Here is a 24,592-nt window from a genome sequence, read left to right on the forward strand (position 1 = left end):
GTGTTGAAGTTTTAGTCTTGTTGCCAAGGCAGTTGATGAATACGCCAGCCGTTTTTTTGATTACGCTGCTGTTGATCATCTAAGTCACCTTCAAAGCCTTCAAGAACGTTATAAATGTGCTCAAAACCCGCATTAAATGCAGCTTCGGCTGCTAATGCGGAGCGGTTTCCGCTACGACATAACAAAAGAATGGTTTTATCTTTACCCGTCTTGGTTTCGAGTTCTTTTAAAAAACGTGGATTACGATTGAAAGAGGTGCCAGTTGCCCATGCAACATGAATACTTTCAGGAACATATCCTACAAATTTGCGCTCTTCGTTAGTACGTACATCAACTAAAACTGCTTGTCCTTGTTGTACGAGATGCCATGCATCAGTGGGTGATAAACTTCCACTAAAATTAAGTTCATGGTCTTGGGCATATTGTTTTGCTTTAGAAAGAATCTCTTCGTTTGACAAGGATGTATTTGAACCCGATGAAATAAAACCAGAACGGTTTTCTGTATTTAATTTGGCATTCATTAAAAATATCCTTTATCTTCTATCTAGATTGTTATTGTTAAATTTACGCTGATTTGGATATAAGCAGAAATAACGAATATCTATTTATATATATTTTTTTGATAAAATGAATTTTAATGTTTTAAGTGTAAATGTATAAATTACTTGAAAGTTCTTATATTGTTTTAAGCTATATTTATTATAAATTTTAGATTAACTGATTTTAATAAAAAGCCCACTTAAAAAGCGGGCTAAATATTTTAAAAATGACGATTAAACTTTATCTTGCGTTTTGGTCTCAAAATCACTTGCATCATGACGTTCATGTAACTGTGTTTCTAAATCGCCAAAAGTGCGATTAACCATACGACCACGTTGAACAGCAGGGCGTGCCAGAATTGCATCTGCCCAGCGTTTTACATGTTTATATTCATCAACACCTAAAAACTCCGCGCCGTTATAGACCCAGTTTTTAACAAGTCCACCATACCAAGGGAATGCCGCAATGTCAGCAATGGTATATTCAGAACCAGCTAAATATTCATGCTTTGCTAGATGTTGATCTAACACATCAAGCAATCGTTTTGTTTCCATGGCAAAGCGGTTAATCGCATATTCAATTTTAACGGGCGCATAGGCATAAAAATGTCCAAAACCACCACCTAAATAAGGCGCGCTACCCATTTGCCAGAATAACCAATTAAGGCATTCAGTACGTGCAGCAATATCGGTCGGAATGAAAGCTTTAAACTTTTCAGCCAAGTAAAGCAAAATTGAGCCAGACTCGAAAACTCTTAATGGAGGGTTTTGGCTATGGTCAACCAATGCCGGAATTTTAGAGTTAGGGTTAGCTTCTACAAAGCCACTGCCAAATTGTTGGCCTTCACCAATTTTAATGAGCCAAGCATCGTATTCAGCATCTTGAATTCCTAATTCTAAAAGCTCTTCAAGCAAAATAGTGACTTTTTGTCCATTAGGTGTTGCTAAAGAATAGAGTTGGAGCGGGTGTTTTCCGACGGGCAGAGTATGTTCGTAGCGAGCGCCTGAAGTAGGTTGGTTTAAATCGGTTTTTTCTCCAGTCCATTGCCAAACTTGTGGAGGAATATAGTTTGAATCACTCATTTTTTTATCTCATGTTTGGTTGAAATATAGGGTTTAGTTATGTCGCAAGGCAAGCCATTTTTGAACGCTCGGGCGTTGCCATTGTTGCAGTGCATAATTTTTTAATCGCTCTGGTACAGCGTCACCATTTTGGATGAGGCGTTGTAACATTAGTGCGAGTTCAGCATCCACAATGCTCCATGAATCAAACAGAAATTCGGCATGAGGCGCTAGAAGTTTTTCTGCAACAAAGAAAAGTTTCTCGGCTGCCTTTTGACCTTCTTCTGAAAGGGGGATAGATGTGGGTTGAATAAAAATAACATCAGTTGGACGTTCAGTTCTTAATGCCACCAAGTCTGATCTGAGCCATGCCTGAATTTGTCGAGCTCTTGCACGTGCCTGAATATCTGTTGGATAAATTGGTGTGTTTGGATAGAGCTCTTCTAAATATTCCAAAATGGCAGATGATTCTGATAAAGCAAAATCATTGTGTTCAAGTACAGGGACTTTTGCTGTTAATGACTTTTCTAGATAAGATTTTTCAAACTGGTCTTGTTGGCCTAAGTTGATGGTCGCTATTTCAAATGGAATTTGTTTTTCATGTAGCCCGACAAAAACTGTAAATGCATAGGGGCTTAGAAATTGTGAATCTGTGTACAGCTTAAAATGTTCATTATTCATTGTTATTGTCCATGTCATAAAACGGATGGGATCTAGTCTAAGTGAGCTGTTCCAAGATTGGGTAGCTTTTTTGTGGAAAAGCTTTATCGGTTTTTGAATTAAGCAATTTCAGTGTTCATGAGGGTTTAATGTGCTGAAAATGTTCACGAACAACGCTGAGCCAAGCGTCTACGGCCGGAGAGATAGGGAGGTTCTTTTTCCAAGCCATCACTAAGTGCCATTGAATATTTGGTTTTTCGAGTGGCACTGCTGCAAATAAAGTAGGGTCAAGCATGTCAGTATAATATTGAGGAAGAAGTGCAATCCCCATACGTTGTAAAACCATATCTGCCAAGAGGTGCCATTGACTGGTACGACAAGCGATAGAGGGATAAAATCCACGCTGTTTACAAGCATCGAGAATAATACTATTTAGAGAGAAGTTTTCTGGAAACATTAAAAACGATTGGTGTTGTAGCTCTTCTAGATTTATTTTTTTACGGGTTGCCCAAGTCGCATCCCGACGTAAAAGAACCATTAAAGGGTAATTACATAACTCAATGCTATTAAAGATTTGCTCATCAAAGGGCTGTAATAAAACGCCAACATCTAACTCGTTATTGAGTAAGGCTTGTTCAATACCGCGCGAACCAACCTCCATAAAAGCCAATTCAATATCTGGCCATTGTTGATGATAATCAAACAGGGCAGTCGTTAGGAGCTGCGAACCTAAAGGCGGTACGCCAAGTTTTAAAGTCCCTGTTTTTAATTGTTGATAGTTTTCAATTTCAAGAAAGATGTTTTGTTCTGCCTGAAGAAGTTCAAGAGCATGTTGATAAATACGCTCTCCAATTGTAGTTAATTCAATTTGTCTTTTGCGTCCATGATCCGGTTTAATTAAAAGCTGTACCTGAAGCTGCTCTTCGAGCTGTTGTAAGATTTTACTAATCGTCGGTTGAGTCAAATACAACTCTTCAGCGGTACGGGTAAAGCTTTTTGTTTTTACCAAGGTAACGAAACACTGTAATGATTTTAAAGAGAGCATAACGAAGAGTAGATTATTCCATTTTGGAATAATATTAACATGAATAATTCATATTTAGCAGATTTAACCAAGGTAGCATAATGGTGTAGTTAACCATTTAATTTCGTAAAATGAGTACTGAATTTGCTTCTGGAACACCCACACCACATTCACTTTTAGAGTTAGTTAAACAAATTCTGATTTTGGCTGGATTTTGGTGGGTGGGATATCTTTTACATCAAAAACTCGGTGTACCTGTTTCGGCAGGCATTTTAGGTATGTTTTTATTGCTTTTATGCCTGTTCTTTAAAATTATCAAAATGGATCAGGTGGCAATGGGAGCAACTGTTGTTTTAGGTGAGCTGTTACTGTTTTTTGTGCCTGTTGTGGTTGCCGTTGTTCAGTATAAAACTCTGTTTATGACCGAAGGGTGGCAAATTGTCTTGAGCATTGCAGTTGGGACTATTTCAGTCATGCTAAGTACGTGTTTGACCATTCATTTTTACAATCGTTTGAAGGCTTATTTACAGGCTCGGAAACGTCTTCAACATAAGCATATCTAAGAGCACGACGACATGAATATCTGGTCAATTCTTTGCCTCATCTGGACTTTGGTAGCTTATGTTGTGGCAAAGAAAATCTATCAAAAGCATCCAAAACTTTGGTTGTCACCCGCAATTAGTGTGCCTGTACTTACTATTATATTGATGACGATTTTTGGAATTTCATACCAAACTTATTCAGAAGATACGCAGTGGATTGTTAATTTATTAGGGCCAGCTACGGTCGCATTTGCTGTACCTATTTATCGTTATCGGGAAACAATCCGTAAAAACTTAGGTGTTTTATCTATCGCGATTATTGTGGGAATGAGTGTGGGCGTGATGTCTGCCTATGAAATGGCACAGTGGTTCCATTTTAGTCCTGAAGTCACCAACAGTTTGATGGCACGTTCGATTTCAACACCATTTGCCATGATTTTAGCTGAAGATATTCATGGTTCGGCGGCTTTGGTTTCATTATTCACCGTCATTACCGGTTTGGTCGGAATGATTTGTGGCGATGCAATTTTAGCGATTACTAAAATTCGTTCTAATGTGGCAAATGGAGCAGCTTTGGGGAACGCAGCCCATGGTTTTGGTACAGTCCGAGCTCAGCAGCGCAATAGTGAAGAGGGCGTAATTGCAAGTTTAACCATGGTGATTGCAGGTATTTTAATGGTACTGATCGGCCCATTTGCTATCCATCTATGGTTGCTGTTGTAGGTTTTGTCTACGTTGGCTTGTCATGTTGTTGAATAATTTTTGATAGTTTTTTGATGGCTTGTTCCATAAGTTTGGGTTCAAAGTCACCCAAGCCAACAATTAAACCTGAACGTTGCTGTTCTTTTGAAAATGTTGGTGAGATTGCTTTAATGGCGATGCCTGCATTGACCGCCGTGCTTGCAACTTCAACGTCATTAACATGTTGAGCAAGCCATAACACCATATGCATGCCTTGATCGCCCGGTTGTAACCAAGCCAGTTCTTGAGGGATGTATTTATCAATTAAACCAATAATGTGTTCTCGAACTTCTGAGTAAACATTCCGAATACGTCGAATATGCCGCTCCAAATAGCCTTCTTGAATAAAAGCAGCCAAAACATGTTGGTCGGCTGTAGGCGGATGTCTATCAATTAACACCCTGAGTCCACAAAAAGGTGCCACCAGTTCTTTAGGCAACACTGCATAGCCAAGTCTAAGAGATGGAAATAGAACCTTGCTAAACGTTCCGAGATAAATCACCTGATCTGGTGCCATGCCTTGTAAAGATGGAAATGGCTGACCGTTATAGCGGAGTTCACTGTCATAGTCATCTTCAATGATCCATGCATTTTGCTGCTTTGCCCAAGCCAATAATGCAGTACGTCTTGCTAGACTCATCGGCATGCCAAGTGGATATTGGTGAGACGGTGTCACAAAAGCAGCACGGGCATGCTTAGACAGTTTTATACCAGCCTCAACCTCAATACCTTCTTCATCGACAGGAACACGCACCATGCGAATATTTTGTACAGCATGCTCAAAAATGGCCGTGGTCCCACGATAAGCTGGATCTTCAATCCACACCTCATCTTTGGCTTCAAATAAAATCTGGCTACAAATATAAAGTGCTTGTTGAATGCCGGGTGTAATCACGATTTGTTCAGGTTCGCAGTGTACAGAGCGTGAACGACGTACATAGTCTGCAATAGCAATTCTTAGTGATAACACGCCTTGCGGTTCACCATATCCCGAAGGTGCACCTGCGCCTCGTGATCTAAATTTATTGCCAAACTTACGCCAGATATCATTCGGTTGAGTGCGGCCAACCGGTACAGATACAGCAAATGGAACATGGGGAAGAGGTTTAAATTCCTTGAGCACTTGGGCATAAGAAAGAGCAGATTTGGTCAAAGGTATTGAGCTAGGTGTGGTTTGTTTTTGAGAATGTTGCGGCGTAGTTTTTTTAGCTAAAGAATGAGACACATAGGTGCCAGTTCGTGCTTGAGAATCAAAAACACCTTCAGCTAAAAGCTGGTCGTAAGCTTCAATAATGGTTCCGCGAGCCACATCAAGGGTTTGAGCCAGTTCTCGGGAAGATGGCAAAGGGTCTCCTGGTTGCAAATCGCCACTTTGTACAGCTTCACGTAAAGCTTGGGTCAATTGAGCACTAATCTTTCCTTGGCTTTTATCAATCTTTGCAATAGACGGAAGTTCAACAACTTTTGCCATTCTTGCCATAATTCTGGTCTACTTAAAAAAATACAAAGTGGTTCTTTTTAATAAACCACATAAACCAGAAAATTTACAACACAAAATATAAATAACCCTGATATTTACAACGAGGTTCTTAGCCATGTATATCCCTGATGATTTTGCAGAAAACCGTTTGGACGTATTGCATTCTCTTATTTTGGAGCATCCATTTGGGGTGCTTTTTACTCATGGAAGCAATGGTTTAGATGCAAATCATCTTCCATTTGAGTTACAGGCAAATGAAGGGAACTTGGGGGTATTGCATGCGCATGTGTCTAGAATTAACCCTGTTTGGCAGGACATTAAAAATGGAGATGAAGTGCTGGTCTTGTTTCAGGCGGGAGATGCTTATATTTCTCCAAACTGGTATCCATCCAAACATGAACAGCACAAACAAGTGCCAACATGGAACTATAGAGTTGTACATGCATATGGCAAAGTCACGATTCGAGATGATGAGCGTTATGTTCGAGGTGTCGTGGCTCGTTTAACCCGTACCCATGAAGCATCTCAACCTGAACCATGGAAAATGTCGGATGCGCCAAAAGACTATCTAGAACCCATGCTAAAAGCCATTGTGGGTATAGAAATTGAAATTACCAAGCTTCAAGGAAAATCAAAACTTGGGCAAAACAAAGATCGTCGAGATATTTTAGGTGCGGCAGATGGTCTATCGAAATCTGGTCATAAAACTATAGCGGATGCTATGTACAGTGTGGCTGAGTTAAACAAATAGTTTTGAAAATATAAAATTTTAGTATTCATTAAGGAGAAAAACATGTCTTGGACTACACCTGTTGAGTTGGTAGGTGAGCACGTTATTTTAAAGCCCTTAGACTTAACTCAAGCTGAATCACTGGCGGAGGCTGTTTGCGATGGGGAACTCTATAATCTTTGGTATACCCGTGTGCCAAGACCTGAACAGATGACTACTGAAATTGAAAGACGTCTTGGTTTACAACAATCAGGAAGCATGTTGCCATTTTATATTGAAGATCGAAAAACTGGGCAAGCGGTGGGTATGACGACCTTAATGCATATTGAAGCTGCACATCGCCGTGCAGAGATTGGTTCGACTTGGTATCGTAAATCTGCACAGCGCACGCCTGTGAATACTGAGTGTAAAAAGCTATTGTTGGCTCATGCATTTGAGTCTTTAGACTGTATTGCGGTTGAGTTACGCACATCTTCTTTAAACGTTCAAAGCCAAGCTGCAATTGTACGTTTAGGTGCAAAGCTCGATGGGGTACTCAGAAGCCATCAAATTGTGAAAGATGATATTTTGCGAGACACCCATGTTTATAGCATTTTAAAACACGAGTGGCCTGCGGTTCGTCAAAACTTGGAATGGCTGTTAAGCAAACCACGTTAGAAATAAGTCTTAGGTTAAAAGTCCGAAAACTCGTTCATCAATAGCTGTTCTTTATTTCAACCATTAACTTCAGGTTAATGACTACCGATGTAGGTTGATTGATCAAAATTCCATAAAGCGTTTTTATAGATTCAGAACAAAACTGCGATCTATAGGTAAGCATACATGGAAGGCTCAGTTCAGAATAAAGAACGGTTATGGACAAAACGGCGTCATGCCAAACAACTAAAACTGGAGATGGCAAGCCAATATACCGACGGAGTTGTCATTCCAACTCAAGACATTATTAAAGTCTTAGAAACCCTGATTACACCGGGTGACAGAGTCGTACTCGAAGGGAATAACCAAAAGCAAGCAGATTTCTTATCTCGATCTTTGGCACAAACCAATCCAGATGTTTTGCATGATTTACATATGATCATGCCAAGCGTTGGACGCTCAGAACATCTTGATCTGTTTGAAAAAGGTATTGCACGCAAGCTAGATTTCTCTTTTGCTGGCCCGCAAAGTTTGCGTATTAGCCAGTTGATTGAAGATGGATTATTAGAAATTGGTGCTATCCATACCTATATTGAATTGTATTCACGCCTTGTAGTCGATCTTATTCCAAATGTGGTGCTTTCGGCCGGTTTTATGGCAGACCGCCAAGGCAATATCTATACAGGTCCAAGTACTGAAGATTCTCCTGCACTCATTGAACCTGCGGCTTTTAGTGACGGTATTGTGATTGTTCAGGTGAATGAACTGGTCGATGACGTCACTGATTTACCACGTGTCGATATTCCTGCCTCTTGGGTTGATTTTGTGGTTGTGGCAGACCAGCCTTTTTATATTGAACCGTTATTTACCCGTGACCCAAAACACATCAAGCCTGTGCATGTGCTTATGGCGATGATGGCAATTCGCGGAATTTATGAAAAGCATAATGTGCAATCGTTAAACCATGGTATTGGTTTTAACACTGCGGCAATTGAGTTGATTTTACCGACCTATGGCGAGTCTTTAGGTTTAAAAGGAAAAATTTGCCGAAACTGGACTCTTAATCCGCATCCGACGTTAATTCCAGCCATTGAGACAGGTTGGGTAGAAAGCGTGCATTGCTTTGGTACCGAACTCGGTATGGAAAAATATGTTGCGGCACGTCCCGATGTCTTCTTTACAGGTCGCGATGGCGCCTTACGTTCTAACCGCATGATGTGTCAGCTTGCAGGTCAGTACGCCGTTGATCTATTTATTGGTGCAACTTTGCAAGTTGATGGAATGGGGCATTCTTCGACTGTTACCAAAGGCCGTTTAGCTGGTTTCGGTGGTGCACCGAACATGGGGCATGATCCGCGCGGACGCCGCCACGACACACCTGCATGGCTAGATATGCGCTTGCAAGGTGCCAATGAAACAGAAACCTATTTGGCCCGCGGTAAAAAGCTAGTTGTGCAAATGGTGGAAACCTTTCAAGAAGGTGGTAAGCCGACTTTTGTGGATCGTCTTGATGCGATTGATGTTGCTAAAACGGCTGGTCTGCCTTTAGCACCAATTATGATTTATGGCGATGATGTCACCCATTTACTCACCGAAGAAGGCATTGCTTATTTATATAAAGCAAGTAGCCAAGAAGAGCGTCAAGCCATGATTGCCGCAGTGGCAGGGGTAACCAGTATTGGTTTAAGCCAAGACCCTAAAACAACAGCACGTCTAAGACGTGAAGGTTTAGTGGTATTCCCTGAAGATTTAGGCATTCGCCGTACCGATGCTACACGTGAACTTTTAGCTGCAAAAAATATTGCTGACTTGGTGACATGGTCAGATGGGTTATATCAACCACCTGCAAAATTCAGGAGTTGGTAATGATGGCTCAAGTTAAATATCAAACACTTAGTGATAGCCAGCTTTTGGCAGAGATGGCGGTCGAGGCTTTAATTGATGAAGTTAATCTGACACCTAAGCCAGCCTTGGTCGACCGTCGTGGCAGTGGCGCACATGATGATTTGACTTTGGAATTAATGGAGCGTTCTGCGAAAAGTTTAGGTCCAATGTTTGAAGCGATGGCGCAAGCAGCAATCCAGCACGGAACAGTGTGTCAGGCCTTGCGTGAAGACATTGGTGAAATGGGTCGCCAAGGTGAAAAGGTCATGATGTTGGCAACAAATGGTGTCAATACACACCGAGGTGCAATTTGGGCCTTGGGGTTAATGGTTACGGCAGCAGCATTGGCACGCACAAATCAACAGTACTTATCGGCTGTTGAGCTATGTCAGTTAGCAGGTCAGATTGCCCAGCTTGAAGACCGTTTTATTCCCAAACAGGCTTTGAGTCATGGTCAGCAGGTACAAAAAAAATTAGCTGTTTTAGGTGCAAAAGAACAAGCACAACAAGGCTTTCCAACCATTGTGAATTTTGGTTTAAAGCAGCTTTATCAAAGTCGCAGTAAACCCATGAAAGAAGAGTTTGCTCGCTTAGATGCTTTGCTTGCCATCATGACTAACTTGACAGATACCTGTGTGCTCTATCGCTCTGGAACTCACGGCCTAAAGCGTATGCAACAAGGGGCTCAGCAAGTGCTTGATTTGGGCGGTAGTTCAAGCTTAGAAGGCCGACGAGCTTTGCATTTGTTAGAGATTGACCTACTTAGGATGAAGGCATCCGCTGGCGGAGCAGCCGATTTGTTGGCAGCAACATTGTTTATAGATCGTGTTGAGCAGTCATCTTTAAAAAATAAAGAGGGATTTTGATTATGGAAACACTTCATTTTGAGTTTTTGGCGACAGAGCCACCTGTAAAAAAAGCGTTGGTGGGATGTGTGGGGTCGGGTGATTTAGAAATTCTGATGGAACCTGGTGAGGCGGGAAAAACCACTATTCAGGTGGTGACTTCGGTAGATGGTAGTGTTGCACGTTGGAAAAATCTTTTTGAAAGGATTTTTACAGCGCAAATGCCACCAGCGGTCAATATTGATATTCATGACTTTGGTGCAACCCCCGGTGTCGTTCGCTTACGTCTGGAACAAGCCTTGGAGGAGATTGCTCATGACTAATATCCAAAGTTTATTAAATAAACAAGATTTTATTGAACTGAGTGCAAGAGAGCGTGCCAAGGCATTATTGGATGAAGGAACATTTAGAGAGCTACTCGATCCATTTGCACGTGTCATGTCGCCTTGGTTGCTTAAGCAAAATATTGTGCCGCAAGCAGATGATGGCGTGGTGATTGCAAAAGGATTTATTCAAGAGCGACCAGTAGTTTTGATTTCAATTGAAGGCTTATTTCAGGGTGGCAGCTTAGGCGAGGTTGGTGGTGCCAAAATTGCGGGGGCATTAGAGCTTGCGGTTGAAGACAACCTTAAAGGTATTCCAACGGCTGCAATCTTATTACTAGAAACTGGTGGGGTTCGCTTGCAAGAAGCAAATCTAGGTTTGGCTGCAATTGCTGAAATTCAGGCTGCAATTGTGAACTTACGTCAGTATCAACCCGTGATTGCAGTAGTTGCAGGCAGTGTAGGGTGCTTTGGTGGCATGTCGATTGCTGCTGGACTATGTAGCTATATTGTAATGACACAAGAAGGACGTTTAGGTTTAAATGGCCCACAAGTGATCGAGCAAGAAGCAGGTGTACAAGAATATAACGCCAAAGATCGCCCATTTATTTGGAGCATAACTGGTGGCAACCAGCGTTTTGCTAGTGGCTTGGTAGATGCCTATGTTGACGATGATCGCCAGAAAATTCGCCAACAAGTGATCGACTATTTAGCCCAAGGCGTGCCTGAACAGCATCGTAGTTCAAATTACTCATTCTATTTAGCGCAGCTACAACACGTTGATACTACCCAGCAGATTACTCCAGCACAGGTTCAGGCTTTGTATCAAGGAGAACAAGTATGAACATCGCCGTTGATAAATTAAAAGCATCTACGCGAGGTGCACACTGGTTTAAAGCAATCACGAAGGGCTTTAACACAGTTGAAGGTTTTCCAGCTTCGGTTTGGGTGGTTGATGGTCAGATTGATCAGCAAGCAGTACGCGTGATTGCCGTTGTTCAAGACAGCAATAATCTGTTCCCGCGAGCGAGACAAGGTGAGGTTGGCCTTTTGGAAGGTTGGAGCTTGGCAAAAGCGGTTGATGATGTGATTCAAGCTGATGCGCATGCCGAGACTAAACGCGGCATTTTATGTCTGGTTGATGTGCCTAGTCAGGCCTATGGGCGCCGTGAAGAATTATTAGGTATTCATCAAGCTTTAGCGGGTGCAGTAGACAGCTATGCCAGAGCCAGATTGGCAGGCCATCCTATTGTCAGTTTATTGGTTGGTAAGTCGATGTCAGGTGCTTTCTTAGCGCACGGTTACCAAGCCAATCGTATTATTGCCTTAAAAGATTCAGGTGTTATGGTGCATGCGATGGGCAAAGAATCTGCTGCACGCGTTACCCAAAGGTCGGTTGATGAGTTAGAGCAACTGGCTGCAAGCATTCCTCCAATGGCTTATGACATCGAAAGTTATGCAACGCTTGGATTGTTGTCGGAACTGTTATCGGTTGAGAACCCTGAACAACCGACAAATGCTGATCTGTGGTTAGCGAAACAGGTGGTTGCTCGAGCATTTAAAGAAATTAATGCTGAGCAGTCTAGAGGACTGGAACAAAGACTTCACGGCCAAAACCGTCAGATGTCTAAAAAGGTTCGTGAATTATTGCGTGAGCAATGGTCATGAAATTTGATCTCGAAGCCCATGATTTGCTGTGGGGTATGACAGCCGACTGCTTGGCTGATGATGCTCCGTTTTGGGTGAAAGAGGTGTTACATCGCGGCGATCCTGTTGTAGTTCGGCGGGAAATCACTCCCGTAGATCAGGTGGCTGTGGGCGTAAGAGGACAATTACGTTATCAACGATATGCATCACAAATGCCACGATCTGCTATTACCAAACAACTTAAACCTGAAGCACTGACTCACGTTAATACACAGCGGTTTGAGCATTTGGCAGAACGTTTACAAACCATTTCTAGCATCATGAAAAACTTTTCAGGATGTTGGGGCTATACAGGAGGTTTTGGGTTTGAGTTGGCAACGGGTATTGAAACAGTCACCCAGCAAAGTGACATAGATTTGTTGATTCGAGCTGAACAGCTTTTTGCCAAAAAGCAAGCAGTCGAGCTACTCGAAAATTTTCAGCAAGCGGGGCTGAATGTGGATATACAGCTACAACTGCCACAGGGTGGTATGGCTTTAAAAGAATGGGCTAGCAATAGCGGAAAAGTTCTGCTGAAACGTGCAGATGGTGCTGTTTTAGTAGAAAACCCATGGAATTAGGGAATAGATATCATGGCTTCAATTTGGGTATATCCGGGACAAGGTGTGCAACGAAGCAATATGTTGCACGACTTACCTCAAAGCGCTCTGGTTAAAGAATACCTTGAGCGTGCATCGAATGCACTCAAAGAAGATGTCTTGATGCTAGATAGTTCTGCTGCATTGCAATCGACAAGAGCCGTACAGCTTTGTTTGCTCATTTCAGGCGTGGTGAGTTCAGCTTTATTAGCTGCTGAAGACTTAAAACCTGATTATGTAGCAGGTCTATCGATTGGTGCATGGTCGGCTGCGGTTGTAGCAGGAGTTTTAGCCTTTGAGGATGCCGTTCGTTTGGTTGCCTATCGAGGTGAACTCATGCAAAACGCCTATCCAACAGGCTATGGCATGACTGCCCTGATTGGTACAGACCGTGCAGCTGTTGAAACATGGGTCAAACAGATTTATGAAATAGCGCCAGAGGTGTTTGTCGCAAATATTAATGCACATAACCAAATCGTTATTTCAGGAAGTTTTGAAGCCATGAACCAAGTTGCTGTTTTGGCAAAGCAACATGGAGTGGTGGCAAAAAAATTAGATGTATCGGTGCCATCGCACTGTGAATTATTAAGTCAGCAAGCAGAGCAACTTGCAGCGTCTATGGAGGGAGTGACTTTAAAGCAGCCTAAAATTCGTTATTTAAGTGGTACAACGGCTCGTACGCTTAGCAGGCCAGAACAAATTAGGGATGACTTGGCTTTTAATATGAGCCGAATGGTGGATTGGGAAAGTACCATCCAAGCTGCATGGGAGCGAGGTGTCAGGTTGCAGATCGAAGGTTTGCCGGGAACGGTGCTTACTACACTTGCACGTCGAACATTTAAAGAAGGAACCGTGTTGTCTTTTCAAGGAACACGCATAGACAGCATTCAGATAGCAATGCAAAAAGAACAGGACAATAGTTTTTCTTTTTGAATCTGATTTTACAAAAGCATAAATGATCCAAGGATATGAGGGATTGTCATGATTATATATGGAGTTGGTTTACTCGCACTTTGCACCTTGGTGGGTGTGATTGTCGGTGATCTGTTGGGCATTTTATTGGGCGTAAAGTCCAACGTTGGTGGCGTGGGTATCGCCATGATTTTACTCATTTGCATACGGTTATGGATGGAAAAACGTGGTGTTATGACAGTTGAAACCGAAAAAGGCGTTTCATTCTGGGGCACCATGTATATTCCTGTTGTTGTTGCTATGGCAGCACAACAAAACGTGGTTTCAGCTCTATCTAGTGGACATATGGCACTCTTTGCCGCTGTAGTTTCAGTTATCGTTTGTACGCTCACGATTGCGGGTTTAAGTCGTTATAACAAAGCAACCCCTTTACCGAAGGAAGAAGACACCACATTAAACCGCATTGGAGGCAAAGTTCATGGTTGAATTATTATTAAAAGACTTAACCCATTTAGGTTTAATTACAGCTTTCGCCTTAATTGCTTTAATTATGTGGTTGTCGACCAAGTTATCTAAATATTTAACCAATGGACGAGTGCATGCTTCAGCAATTGCGATTGTGATTGGTTTAATCTTGGCGTGGTTCGGCGGAAAAATGACGGGTGGTGAAAAAGGCATAACTGATCTTGCACTCTTCACAGGTGTAGGGCTCATGGGCGGTGCAATGCTACGTGACTTTACAATTGTAGCAACGGCATTTGAGGTACAAGCCACTGAAGCGAAAAAAGCCGGGTTTATTGGCGCATTCTCTTTATTTCTCGGAACCATTTTGCCATTTATTGTCGGTTGTATGTTTGCGTGGATTTTTGGTTATCGAGATGCGGTGAGTATCACCACAATCGGTGCGGGTGCGGTGACTTATATTGTGGGACCAGTTACGGGTGCTGCAATTGGTGCAAGCTCAGAAGTAATGGCATTGTCAATTGCAACTGGTTTAGTTAAAGCAATTTGTGTGATGGTTTCAACACCGCTCACTGCTAAATTTATGGGACTTGATAATCCACGTTCTGCCATGATTTTTGGTGGCTTGGCTGGAACTGTCAGTGGTGTATCAGCAGGCTTGGCAGCAACAGATCGCCGCTTAGTACCTTATGGCGCACTTACAGCAACGTTCCATACGGGACTGGGCTGTTTAATGGGGCCGACCGTTTTATTCTTTGCTGTTAAAGCATTGGTCGGTGGCTAAGCATCCCCGGCTTAAATAAAAAGGGCTGTTGTTATACAAAACAACAGCCCTTATTTTTATCTTTTAAAATTAGAAGCAAACATACGACACTCGGCAATCAGTGCGAGTAAATTAGGATCTCGTTCTTTACTTTTCAAGAAAACCAAACCAATTTCTTGTTGCATATGATATTGCTGTTTTAGGGGAATAAGCTTAACTGAGCTTTCATAAACCGCAGAAATACGACCCGGTAAAAGGGCAAATCCAACGCCTGAACTGACCATACTAATTAAGGTAAAAATATCGTTCACTTGCAAAGCAACTTTAGGAGAAAAACCTGCTTTTTTAAAAATAATATCGCTATCGTTATGGGTCGCAAAGCCTTTGGTTAAAGTGAGGAAGGTCTCTTCTTTTAATAAACTTAAATCAATGTCTTTAAAATCTGCATATTTAGAATCTTTGTTTACCGCCAGAAAAATATCATCTGAAAACATCGGCAAAATTTCAAAGTCATCATCTTGAGTGGTTTCATTTAAAGCCACAATAATTGCATCAAGTTCCGTTGCTTTAAGCTTTTTAACTAAATCCTGATTTGAGCTCAGTAACAGTTGAATATCTAGTTCACTACGTCTGAGCTTAAGACCACTAATCACATTTGGAATTGTTTTGACAGTCAAAGAATAAAGAGAACCTAAATGTAAAACTTTTGCCGCAAAGCCAGCAGCTTCTCTCGTTTTATTAACGGTTATAAAAATGTCCTGTACGATTTTTTGCGCCCGTTCTTCAAATACATAGGCACTTTTTAAAGGAATTAGATTACGGCCTTCATTTTTAAAAAGCGGGCAACGCAAAGCGCTTTCTAAAGAGTGCAATGCTTTGTGAACACTGACATTACTAAGCTCCATTTCTGTTGCTGTTTTAGACAAATTACCACAGCGCATAAATGCTAAAAAAATCTGTATCTTTTTAAGGGTGAGTTCTTCATCAATTTCCATATTAATCCCTTGAACCTGTTTCCTTTAAAAATATAGATTTAAGCTATAAATTTACCACAAACCTACCACTATAAAATTGTGCTTAGGTCGAAGTACTTTATTTAAGAAACAGCTTCAACTCTTTGTTGAATTGTCTTAATGATTTGTTCTAATGCACTTTGAATTTTAGGTGTTGATTCAAAAGAGCAGTTGATTCTTAAATAATGCTGCTGGGCGGGTAAAACACTAAACAATGGGCTTGGAGCTACCCCAATGTTTTGTTGAATTAACTCTTCATAAATTTGCATACTATCTAAACTATTCGGCAGCTTAACCCAAAGAAAATAACCACTTGGGTAATAATACACTTCGCAAGATGGTGGCAGATGTTGCTTTAAATAATGATAAAACTGCTTTTTATAACGCTCAAGTGAAAGCCTGAGAGTACGTAAGTGCTTTTCATAGTGATGATGAGACAAAAACTCGACCAATGCATTTTGAATGAGTGCATTTACTGAAATGGTACTCATGAGTTGTAAGTGTTGAATATGGTCTGAAAACTTCCCCGCATAGACCCAACCGACCCGAAAACCTGCACCTAGAGTTTTAGAAAACGAAGAGCAGTGAAGCACCAGATTTTGCTGATCAAAATACTTCATTGAAAGTGGCTTTTGTCCGCCATAAAACAGCTCTTCGTAGACATCATCTTCAATCAAATAAATCTGGTGCTCATGAAGCAATTTGGCAATTTTATATTTAATCTCATCGCTGACTGTAAACCCAATTGGATTATGGCTATTGAGCATGAGCCAACATACTTTAATTGGATAATTGTTAATGACCTGTTCAAAAGCTTCTAGATCAAAACCATGTTGAGGATGTTCAGGAATGGTAATAACTTTTAACCCTAAACGCTCTGCTGCCTGCCAAGCTCCATAAAATACATTTTGCTGTAATAAAATATAGTCGCCAGGCTGAGCAACTGCTTGTAAAGAAAGATTGAGTGCATCCAATCCTCCCGATGTAATGACAATGTCATCTGGGTCGGTCTGTATACCTTGCATGCAGTAGCGTTGAGCAATAAGTTTTCGTAAAGCTAAATTACCCGGAGGTAGGCTTGTAGTTTGGTCATAACTTTGTTTCTGGCGGGCAAGCTGCCCCATAATCTGAATGAGTTTAGGTGCATATAAAAGCTGACTATCGGGAAAGGCCGAACCAAAAGGGATGACAGACTCATGTTGAATCGATTTAAGATATTTAAAAACTAAAGAGTTAATTTCAATTTTAGAATTGAGTGAAACAACAGAATATTGTTCTAAAGGTTTAAGCGTAATTTGTTCGGCAACGAAGTATCCCGATTTTTCTTTGGAATAGATCAAACCTTGAGATTCAAGCTCTTGGTAAGCATTCATTACCGTCATTAAACTAAAACCAGAGCGTTGCACCTGATCTCTTAAAGAAGGTAACTTCTCGTGTGCATTTAAAGTGCCGCTCTCAATGAGTTGGCGAATGCTATGGGCAAGTTGTTCTGATTTATACATGTATTGGCTGCACGAAATGACAAAATGAAAGATGCACTTAATCAATAATAAATGCCGTTTGTAGAATCTACAAACGGCATTTGCTTATAAAAATAAGTTTACTTTAGGTAAGGGGCTGCATAAATCAATATCACTTTAAACAAACCGGCAATCACAGCTAATGCTAAAAAACCACCTAGCCATAGCAAAATAAACCATTGGGTTTGAGACAGTTTAGAAGATAAATTTTTCATAAAACCCTCCTAACTTTAATGATAGCCTTCATCACCTACACGTACTTTGTCACGGAATACCCAGTAAGACACAATAGTGTAAGCAATAATGATTGGAATCAGAATGAGCGCACCGACTAAAGCAAACAGTTGGCTTGAATGTGGAGCTGCGGCTTGCCAGATGGTGACTGATGGCGGAATAATATAAGGCCATAAACTAATCACAAAACCTGTAAATGCAAGGAAAACGAGGGCTAGCGTATATATAAATGGTTTAAGGTCATGTTGCTGCTTTTTACAAGCCGATAAAATCAGGCCAACAAACAATAAGACCAAAATAGGTACAGGGCTAAAATAGAACAGATTAGGTAAAGAGAACCAGCGATCTGCGATTTCAGGATGAGTCAACGGAGTATATAGACTCACTCCACCAAAAATAATGAGCAGTGCAATAATCAGCTTTGGCATAAGCTCATACATACGTTGCTGCAAGCCTTTTTCGGTTTTTAAAATAAGCCATCCACATCCTAAAGTGGCATACATGGCAACTACACCAATACCAGTAAAGAAGGTAAATGGTGTCAACCAATCAAGTGATCCGCCAGAAAAAATACCATTGGTGGTTTTAATGCCTTGAATATAGGCTCCCAAGATGATGCCTTGAAGGAAGCTAGTTAACACTGAACCCCAAATAAAAGCTAAGTCCCAAAGGTATTTGGTGCGATGAGCTTTAAAGCGGAATTCAAATGCGACTCCACGGAAAATTAAGGCAATGACCATAAAAATAATAGGTAAATACAGTGCCGATAAAACCGTTGAGTAAACTAGTGGAAATGCAGCATATAGACCAGCTCCACCGAGTACCATCCATGTTTCGTTGCCATCCCAGACAGGGGCTACGGTATTCATCATCACGTCACGTTCTTGGCTGTTCTTAATGAAAGGGAACATGATCCCGATTCCTAAGTCAAAGCCATCCATCACGACATAAATCATGACACCTAAACCGATAATACCGACCCATATTAAAGAAAGATCAATCATGACGGTTCTCCCCAGAATTTTGTTTACTGTCAATGTTTTCATCGACAGCACTGAGTGGGCGCATTGGTGTTTTAAAGTGTCCAACACCGCCTGCTTCCATATTTGGCGTATCGATAAATACAGGGCCTTTATTAATCAATTTTAAGGTGTAGTAGATACCGCTGCCAAAAACGATGGTGTATACCACTACAAAAATAAAGAGGCTCAGGCCGACTTGTTCTGCCGACACAGTATGAGATAAACCATCTTTAGTTCGTAGGATGCCATATACCACCCATGGTTGACGGCCGACTTCAGTAGTCACCCAACCTGCAAGCATGGCGATATAACCAGATGGGCCCATCACTAAAGCAAACTTATGGAACCAGGAAGTTTCATAGAGTTTTCCACGCTTACGTAGCCAAAGGGCTATTAAAGACAGCGTAACCATGAGTACGCCAAGCCCGACCATCACACGGAAACTCCAGAAAACGATGGTTGAGTTTGGTCGATCTTCAGGGGCGAAATCTTTTAAACCTGTGACTTGGCCATCTAAACTGTGAGTTAAAATTAAACTACCTAAATATGGAACACCCACTTCAAAATGGTTTCGTTCTTCTTTCATATCTGGAATTGCAAAGAGTAACAGTGGCATAGGTTCATTGTGATTCGTTTCCCAATGACCTTCCATCGCTGCTAGTTTGGCAGGTTGATGCTCACGGGTATTTAAACCATGGTTATCGCCAATAACCACTTGCAAACATGAAGTCACAAGCACCATCCAGAGACCCATCGAGAACGATTTTTTTACCAATTCATCACGACGGCCTTTCACTAAGTGCCATGCAGAAGTTCCGACCACCAATAATGAAGAAACTAAAAAGGCTGCTGCACCCATGTGGGCAAAGCGGTAAGGGAAGGATGGGTTAAAGACAATTGCAAACCAGTCTTTTGGCACAATAATGCCATTTTCTATGGCAAAGCCTTGAGGGGTCTGCATCCAGCTATTGGACGATAAAATCCAGAACATGGAAATACAGGTACCTATTGCAACCATGAGTGTTGCAAAAAAGTGGGCTCTGGGTCCGACTCGTCCCCAACCAAATAACATAATGCCTAAGAAACCAGCTTCTAAAAAGAAGGCACTCAAGACTTCATAGGTAAGTAAAGGACCAGTAATACTTCCTGCAATACGAGAAAACTCACTCCAGTTGGTACCGAACTGATAACTCATGACCACGCCCGAGACCACACCCATACCAAAGGCAACGGCAAAGATTTTGATCCAGTATTTAAACAGATCTTTATAAATCGGGTTTTGGGTTCTTAACCACTTCCACTCTAAAACTGCTAAAAAGCAGGCAAGACCAATGGAGGTGGCTGGAAAAATAATATGAAAGGATACTGTGAACGCAAATTGTATTCGTGCTAATTCTAAAGCGGTTAGACCGAGGCTCATATACATTCCCCCTGTGAACTAGCTGATGATGATTGATTGTGTTAAATACTTATTTTCAGGCAATAAAGTATTCTGACGATTGAACTTACTTCTGTGATAAATGTTCTTAGCAAGTAAAATGCCAGAAGGGAGAAGTAATATAATTGCTTGATATTTCAATAGAATAGACCGATTGATTGTTCTCAATCTGTTAACAAAGCTCATGCTTGATGTTGCATTTGTAAAAATGCATGTTGCATTGAAACATTGATGAAATATCTGACGATGAACCATAGATCGTTTCATGAAAACTACCTACCTTAAGAAGTTTTCTTAATCATGCACTCACTCATTTTGTATATGTAGATACAGAAATTTTTTATAAAACTATAACAGTCCGAAGTCATTATTATGGGTGCTATAGTTTTTTTTCAATTATCTGTAGCTATATATCCCTTCATCTAAAGTCCAAAATAAAAATGAACAAGATTTATGGCTAACCAAAATCAATCTTCAAAAACAGCATGAATGCGACTTTGGGGTTACATATGAGCACAGGATAAATTTCTTCTTGTCTATTCCCTTGTTGTTTTGTATGAGGTCTGGTTGTTACGTAGGTTATTAAAGACCTTGGTTTAAGTGTAGCTCTTCTAAAATAGCTTGGATGTTAAAAAATGTTTATTACTTCTCAACTCAATATCCTAAATAAAATTATTAAAAATCAGGCTATTCCAGCACCTATAATGGCTCAATTAGAGCAAGCTTATGTTAATCTTGAAGCAACTTTATTAAGAGCAAAAGTCTTAAGAGACTTTTCTAAATCTCAAACTGTTTATTTAATTCAATCACATATTCATCCGCAGCAAAGCAGTTTGGCTTATCTATTTTCACCTTTTGTTTTTGCTAACCTCAATAAGCCTGCTATTTATACAACACCAGCAACAAAGCCAGTTCTTGCTATTCTCAATAAATATTATCAAGCCGAAAAGAAAGTTTTGTTTAAAGTAGATGAAGTTCTAGAGAGTCTAAAAATATATTTAGATTTAGAATTATCAGAGTTGAGTGAAGTTGGGTTTATTTATTTAAGCTTAATCAAAGCGCTGTGCCGAAGTGATATCTCCACCATTTTTTTAATTACAAATTTAGATATAGACCTAGAGTATTTAGAAGAGGTTGGGTTGTTTTTAAAAGTCAAAATTTATTGGATTAATCCTCAACAAAATACTGATTTAAACGATCTAAATGATTTAGATATGCGTCAATTATTATTTAAAAATAAAGATGAAACCTATGTGAAATTGTGTGCCCAATTTGCCCAGCTAAATGCACAGCTTGTAGGCTTATGCGATACTTTTACCGCCTCTCAAATGACCCATTTAATTGATGATATGTTTTATTCGGAACATATTTTTGAGAAGTTATCTGTCTATTCCGAATATATGCAAACCTTATTGCAAAGTCAGCATAGTCTTCAAAAGAAAGAGATCGCTTAATGTTGGTAGGCATTTTCTGTCGTTATATGAAGAATGAATACTGTTATAAAAAAATAATCGTTTTCATGTGAAATAAATATTTTATGGTAAAAGCAAAGCAATCTTGGTTTTACATAAATGACAAATCTAAATTTTGAGCATCATCTCGGTTCACTAACTCACGCTGCACTTAGTCAGGCCTCAATCATTTCTCGGGTATGGGGTGAAGGGCCTTCTGAACGTTATGATGAATTGGCAAAAAATTTCAGACCAACTTTTGCACGCATTAAAGAAGGGGCTTTAATCCGTGAGCAACAGCACATTCTGCCGTATGAACAACTTCAGTGGCTCAAAGATATTGGTTTTACAAGATTACGACTTCCTAAAGCACATGGTGGCTTTGAAGCATCCATTCCTGAATTATTTGCATTGTTAATTGAACTTGCAGAAGCAGACTCAAATTTACCGCAAGCGTTGCGTGTGCACTTCGGTTTTACTGAAGATGTGTTGGTCAGCAAAAATAAAGAATTTCAACAGCGCTGGCTAAGTCGAATTGCAAATGGTGAAACGGTTGGTAGTGCTTGGTCTGAAGGTGGGAAAGAGTCAATCGATCAATTCGAAACTCATTTATATCGAGATGCTGACGGAAAAATTCGAGTTAAAGGTCAAAAATACTACACCACAGGTAGCCTATATGCGGACTGGGTTGACGTTGGTGTAACAGATTTAAATGGGGAATCTGGCTCAGTCGTTGTCCGCCGTGAAGATGAAGGCGTTGAAATTGTAGATGACTGGAATGGCTTTGGTCAGCAACTCACTGCAAGTGGTACGGCATATTTCCATGACGTATTGGTTAATGAAAGCGAAATCTTACCTGATGATGATCGTTTTAAATATTCGGCTGCCTATTATCAACTTGTGCAACTGGCAATCATTACTGGTTTAGGGCGTGCTGCGACATATGAGGTTTCACAAGCGGTGGCTAAACGTACCCGAAACTATACTCATGCGAATGCCCAATTTGTAAAACAGGACCCGCAAATTTTACAAGTAGTGGGACAAATCCGTGGCGCTGCTTACAGTGCAGGGGCGATTGTTGAAAAGGTTGCACAAAGCTTACAGCGTGCTTACTTGGCAGCATTTCAAAATAATGAGCAGCTTGAAGAAGAGCAAAATGCGCTTGCCGAACTTGAAAGTGCACAATCTCAAACAGTTATTACCGATCTAATCTTAAATGCATCTACCATTTTATTTGATGCATTAGGTGCTTCAGCAACAGACAAAGATTTAGGCCTAGATCGATACTGGCGAAATGTACGAACCTTATCTTCACATAATCCAAGAGTGTTTAAAAATCGGATTGTGGGTGATTTTAGTGTGAATGGAACATTACCGCCTTATCAGTGGCGAATTGGTAACGTTGCTAAACAATAATTTTAAAGTTTAGATATTAAGCTGCTATTTTAGCGGCTTAATATATTTCTTGTTTTTAAAATAAATTATAAAAATCTATTAGAATAAAATCATATTTTGTTTGGGATTTATATTATAAAGAATAGGTGTAAATTGTTTTAGTATGAAAGTAATTAAAATGCTGGTTGATATTTTATGACTAAGAAGATTAGTTTTAATGCTTTTGAAATGAATTGTATTGCACATCAATCTCCCGGATTATGGCGACATCCCCAAGATCGCTCTGTTGAATATAAAGATTTAGAATATTGGACAGATTTAGCACAAATTTTGGAACGCGGTTTTTTTGACGGTATTTTTATTGCAGATGTGTTGGGGATTTATGACGTTTACCATCAGAGTGCTGAACATGCCTTAACAGGGGCGGTACAAGTTCCGGTCAATGATCCATTACAGATTGTGCCAGCGATGGCAGCAGTCACAAAGCACTTGGGTTTTGGTGTCACGACCTCTATTTCCTTTGAGCATCCTTATCCTTTTGCTAGACGGATTAGCACGTTAGACCACTTAACCAAAGGGCGAGTTGGTTGGAATATCGTGACGTCTTATTTGGAAAGTGGTTCGAAAAACTTGGGCCTAAAAACTCAGGTCAATCATGACAATCGTTATGATATTGCTGATGAATATTTAGAAGTCCTATATAAACTTTGGGAAGGTTCATGGGAAGAAGGTTCGGTACTTCGTGACCGTGAAAGCGGTGTCTTTGCTGATCATAAAAAAGTGCATCCAATTCAGCATGAAGGTAAATACTTTACAGTGCCGGGCATCCACATTTGTGAGCCATCACCGCAGCGGACGCCTGTACTTTATCAAGCAGGTGCTTCCTCACGCGGGCAGAAATTTGCTAGTCAAAATGCCGAATGTGTATTCATTGCAGCGCCGTCTAAAATTGCCACTAAAAAAGTGGTACAGGGCATTCGCCAAAAACTGGCTCAAGAAGGCCGCGACCCGTACTCAGTTAAAATTTATGCACTCTTGTCTATTGTAACTGATGAAACAGATGCAAAAGCTCAGGCTAAGTTTAAAGAATATCAAAGCTATGGAAGCTATGATGGAGCTTTAACATTGCTGTCTGGCTGGTCAGGTGTCGATTTTTCACAATACCAACCGACTGACAAAGTTGAATATATTCAAACCAATGCGATTCAATCTTTATTAGACTCTTATGTAAATGCAGATCCAGAGCGTGTATGGACGATTGAGGAAATTGCAAACTGGAATAGCTTAGGTGGTAATGGCCCAGTATTGGTGGGTTCGGCAGAAACAGTTTCCGATGCTTTACAGCAGTGGGTTGAAGAAACCGATGTGGATGGCTTTAACCTAGCCTATATTTTGGCTCATCAAACCTTTGCTGATGTTGTAGAGTTTATTGTTCCAGAGTTACAAAAACGTGGGGTATATCAAACCTCATATGCGCAAGGAACATTAAGAGAAAAATTATTTGGTGCAGGTCCTTATTTACCTGAAAATCACCGCGGTGCTAAATATCGTAATCTAAAAGAATTAAAACTTGCTGAGGCGAGTTAATATTTTAAATAGTATTTAAATAAAGGCTGGTTAAATACCAGCTT

The 24,592-nt window shown here is 40.6% G+C and carries 26 protein-coding genes; 16 read left to right on the top strand and 10 right to left on the bottom strand.

The annotated features are described in order from the left end of the window. Positions 1–11: 11 nt before the first annotated feature. From BMW38_RS01120 to BMW38_RS01135, 4 genes are all read right to left on the bottom strand, one after another. Positions 12–521, bottom strand: coding sequence for a rhodanese-like domain-containing protein (locus tag BMW38_RS01120; protein WP_005041394.1), 510 nt, complete (start codon positions 519–521; stop codon positions 12–14). Positions 522–773: 252 nt separating this feature from the next. After that, complete coding sequence (gene yghU / locus BMW38_RS01125; RefSeq protein WP_092705497.1) at positions 774–1,622, bottom strand: glutathione-dependent disulfide-bond oxidoreductase; 849 nt, start codon at positions 1,620–1,622, stop codon at positions 774–776. Positions 1,623–1,655: 33 nt separating this feature from the next. After that, positions 1,656–2,282, bottom strand: coding sequence for a glutathione transferase (gene yfcF / locus BMW38_RS01130; protein WP_092705498.1), 627 nt, complete (start codon positions 2,280–2,282; stop codon positions 1,656–1,658). Between the two features lie 115 nt (positions 2,283–2,397). Further along, positions 2,398–3,306 (bottom strand): LysR family transcriptional regulator, encoded by a 909-nt coding sequence (locus BMW38_RS01135; RefSeq protein WP_092705499.1) that lies wholly within the window; start codon positions 3,304–3,306, stop codon positions 2,398–2,400. A gap of 110 nt (positions 3,307–3,416) precedes the next feature. Here BMW38_RS01135 and BMW38_RS01140 point away from each other — a divergent pair, with 110 nt between their 5' ends. Continuing rightward, positions 3,417–3,848 (top strand): CidA/LrgA family protein, encoded by a 432-nt coding sequence (locus BMW38_RS01140; RefSeq protein WP_092705500.1) that lies wholly within the window; start codon positions 3,417–3,419, stop codon positions 3,846–3,848. A gap of 12 nt (positions 3,849–3,860) precedes the next feature. Next, positions 3,861–4,550, top strand: coding sequence for an LrgB family protein (locus BMW38_RS01145; protein WP_092705501.1), 690 nt, complete (start codon positions 3,861–3,863; stop codon positions 4,548–4,550). A gap of 7 nt (positions 4,551–4,557) precedes the next feature. Here BMW38_RS01145 and BMW38_RS01150 read toward each other — a convergent pair whose 3' ends face one another. Then, a complete protein-coding gene (locus BMW38_RS01150) occupies positions 4,558–6,048 on the bottom strand; it encodes a MocR-like pyridoxine biosynthesis transcription factor PdxR (protein WP_092705502.1) in 1,491 nt (496 codons plus the stop codon). Positions 6,049–6,163: 115 nt separating this feature from the next. Between BMW38_RS01150 and BMW38_RS01155 the strand changes: the two genes are divergently transcribed. The 11 genes from BMW38_RS01155 (at position 6,164) to madM (ending at position 14,909) form a co-directional block, all read left to right on the top strand. Next, positions 6,164–6,799, top strand: a complete 636-nt coding sequence (locus BMW38_RS01155) for an FMN-binding negative transcriptional regulator (protein WP_092705503.1) — start codon at positions 6,164–6,166, stop codon at positions 6,797–6,799. Between the two features lie 42 nt (positions 6,800–6,841). Further along, the gene (locus BMW38_RS01160) at positions 6,842–7,435 is read left to right on the top strand and encodes a GNAT family N-acetyltransferase (RefSeq protein WP_092705504.1); all 594 of its coding nucleotides are present in this window, start codon (positions 6,842–6,844) and stop codon (positions 7,433–7,435) included. 165 nt (positions 7,436–7,600) lie between these two features. Then, positions 7,601–9,280 (top strand): malonate decarboxylase subunit alpha, encoded by a 1,680-nt coding sequence (gene mdcA / locus BMW38_RS01165; RefSeq protein ID WP_056479374.1) that lies wholly within the window; start codon positions 7,601–7,603, stop codon positions 9,278–9,280. After that, on the top strand, positions 9,280–10,164 hold the full coding sequence (locus BMW38_RS01170; RefSeq protein WP_092705505.1) for a triphosphoribosyl-dephospho-CoA synthase: 885 nt from the start codon (positions 9,280–9,282) through the stop codon (positions 10,162–10,164). Before mdcA ends, BMW38_RS01170 begins: the two co-directional genes overlap by 1 nt. 2 nt (positions 10,165–10,166) lie before the next feature. Continuing rightward, entirely contained in the window at positions 10,167–10,466 is a 300-nt protein-coding gene (locus BMW38_RS01175; protein ID WP_056479380.1) for a malonate decarboxylase subunit delta, read from the top strand. Then, positions 10,459–11,310 carry a biotin-independent malonate decarboxylase subunit beta gene (locus BMW38_RS01180; RefSeq protein ID WP_092705506.1) on the top strand — a complete coding sequence of 284 codons (852 nt, stop codon included), beginning with the start codon at positions 10,459–10,461 and terminating at the stop codon, positions 11,308–11,310. The genes BMW38_RS01175 and BMW38_RS01180 overlap by 8 nt, the downstream gene beginning before the upstream one ends. Beyond that, on the top strand, positions 11,307–12,134 hold the full coding sequence (gene mdcE, locus BMW38_RS01185; protein WP_092705507.1) for a biotin-independent malonate decarboxylase subunit gamma: 828 nt from the start codon (positions 11,307–11,309) through the stop codon (positions 12,132–12,134). The genes BMW38_RS01180 and mdcE overlap by 4 nt, the downstream gene beginning before the upstream one ends. Continuing rightward, positions 12,125–12,733: a malonate decarboxylase holo-ACP synthase gene (locus tag BMW38_RS01190; RefSeq protein ID WP_092705508.1), complete on the top strand. Its 609-nt coding sequence runs from the start codon at positions 12,125–12,127 to the stop codon at positions 12,731–12,733. Before mdcE ends, BMW38_RS01190 begins: the two co-directional genes overlap by 10 nt. Before the next feature lie 12 nt (positions 12,734–12,745). Continuing rightward, on the top strand, positions 12,746–13,684 hold the full coding sequence (gene mdcH, locus BMW38_RS01195; protein ID WP_092705509.1) for a malonate decarboxylase subunit epsilon: 939 nt from the start codon (positions 12,746–12,748) through the stop codon (positions 13,682–13,684). A 48-nt stretch (positions 13,685–13,732) separates the two neighbouring features. After that, the gene (gene madL, locus BMW38_RS01200) at positions 13,733–14,149 is read left to right on the top strand and encodes a malonate transporter subunit MadL (protein WP_017390471.1); all 417 of its coding nucleotides are present in this window, start codon (positions 13,733–13,735) and stop codon (positions 14,147–14,149) included. Beyond that, positions 14,142–14,909 carry a malonate transporter subunit MadM gene (gene madM / locus BMW38_RS01205; protein WP_005041341.1) on the top strand — a complete coding sequence of 256 codons (768 nt, stop codon included), beginning with the start codon at positions 14,142–14,144 and terminating at the stop codon, positions 14,907–14,909. The genes madL and madM overlap by 8 nt, the downstream gene beginning before the upstream one ends. A 56-nt stretch (positions 14,910–14,965) precedes the next feature. On the opposite strand, the gene BMW38_RS01210 is transcribed toward madM, so the two are convergent. The 5 genes from BMW38_RS01210 to BMW38_RS01230 form a co-directional block, all read right to left on the bottom strand. Beyond that, a complete protein-coding gene (locus BMW38_RS01210) occupies positions 14,966–15,883 on the bottom strand; it encodes a LysR family transcriptional regulator (protein WP_092705510.1) in 918 nt (305 codons plus the stop codon). A 101-nt stretch (positions 15,884–15,984) separates the two neighbouring features. Then, positions 15,985–17,403, bottom strand: coding sequence for an aminotransferase-like domain-containing protein (locus BMW38_RS01215; protein ID WP_035357515.1), 1,419 nt, complete (start codon positions 17,401–17,403; stop codon positions 15,985–15,987). A 98-nt stretch (positions 17,404–17,501) separates the two neighbouring features. Further along, positions 17,502–17,636, bottom strand: a complete 135-nt coding sequence (locus tag BMW38_RS01220) for a hypothetical protein (RefSeq protein ID WP_003651253.1) — start codon at positions 17,634–17,636, stop codon at positions 17,502–17,504. A 15-nt stretch (positions 17,637–17,651) separates the two neighbouring features. After that, complete coding sequence (gene cydB / locus BMW38_RS01225) at positions 17,652–18,659, bottom strand: cytochrome d ubiquinol oxidase subunit II (RefSeq protein WP_003651254.1); 1,008 nt, start codon at positions 18,657–18,659, stop codon at positions 17,652–17,654. Next, a complete protein-coding gene (locus BMW38_RS01230) occupies positions 18,652–20,097 on the bottom strand; it encodes a cytochrome ubiquinol oxidase subunit I (protein ID WP_045436368.1) in 1,446 nt (481 codons plus the stop codon). Before BMW38_RS01230 ends, cydB begins: the two co-directional genes overlap by 8 nt. Positions 20,098–20,750: 653 nt before the next feature. On the opposite strand from BMW38_RS01230, the gene BMW38_RS01240 reads away from it, so the two are divergent. The 3 genes from BMW38_RS01240 (at position 20,751) to BMW38_RS01250 (ending at position 24,548) form a co-directional block, all read left to right on the top strand. After that, complete coding sequence (locus tag BMW38_RS01240; RefSeq protein WP_092705512.1) at positions 20,751–21,569, top strand: hypothetical protein; 819 nt, start codon at positions 20,751–20,753, stop codon at positions 21,567–21,569. Between the two features lie 117 nt (positions 21,570–21,686). After that, the gene (locus tag BMW38_RS01245; RefSeq protein WP_092705513.1) at positions 21,687–22,982 is read left to right on the top strand and encodes an acyl-CoA dehydrogenase family protein; all 1,296 of its coding nucleotides are present in this window, start codon (positions 21,687–21,689) and stop codon (positions 22,980–22,982) included. Between the two features lie 174 nt (positions 22,983–23,156). Next, positions 23,157–24,548, top strand: coding sequence for an LLM class flavin-dependent oxidoreductase (locus tag BMW38_RS01250; RefSeq protein ID WP_092705514.1), 1,392 nt, complete (start codon positions 23,157–23,159; stop codon positions 24,546–24,548). Positions 24,549–24,592: the final 44 nt, after the last annotated feature.

It is taken from the genome of Acinetobacter sp. yr461, assembly GCF_900110445.1.
Lineage (GTDB): Bacteria > Pseudomonadota > Gammaproteobacteria > Pseudomonadales > Moraxellaceae > Acinetobacter > Acinetobacter calcoaceticus.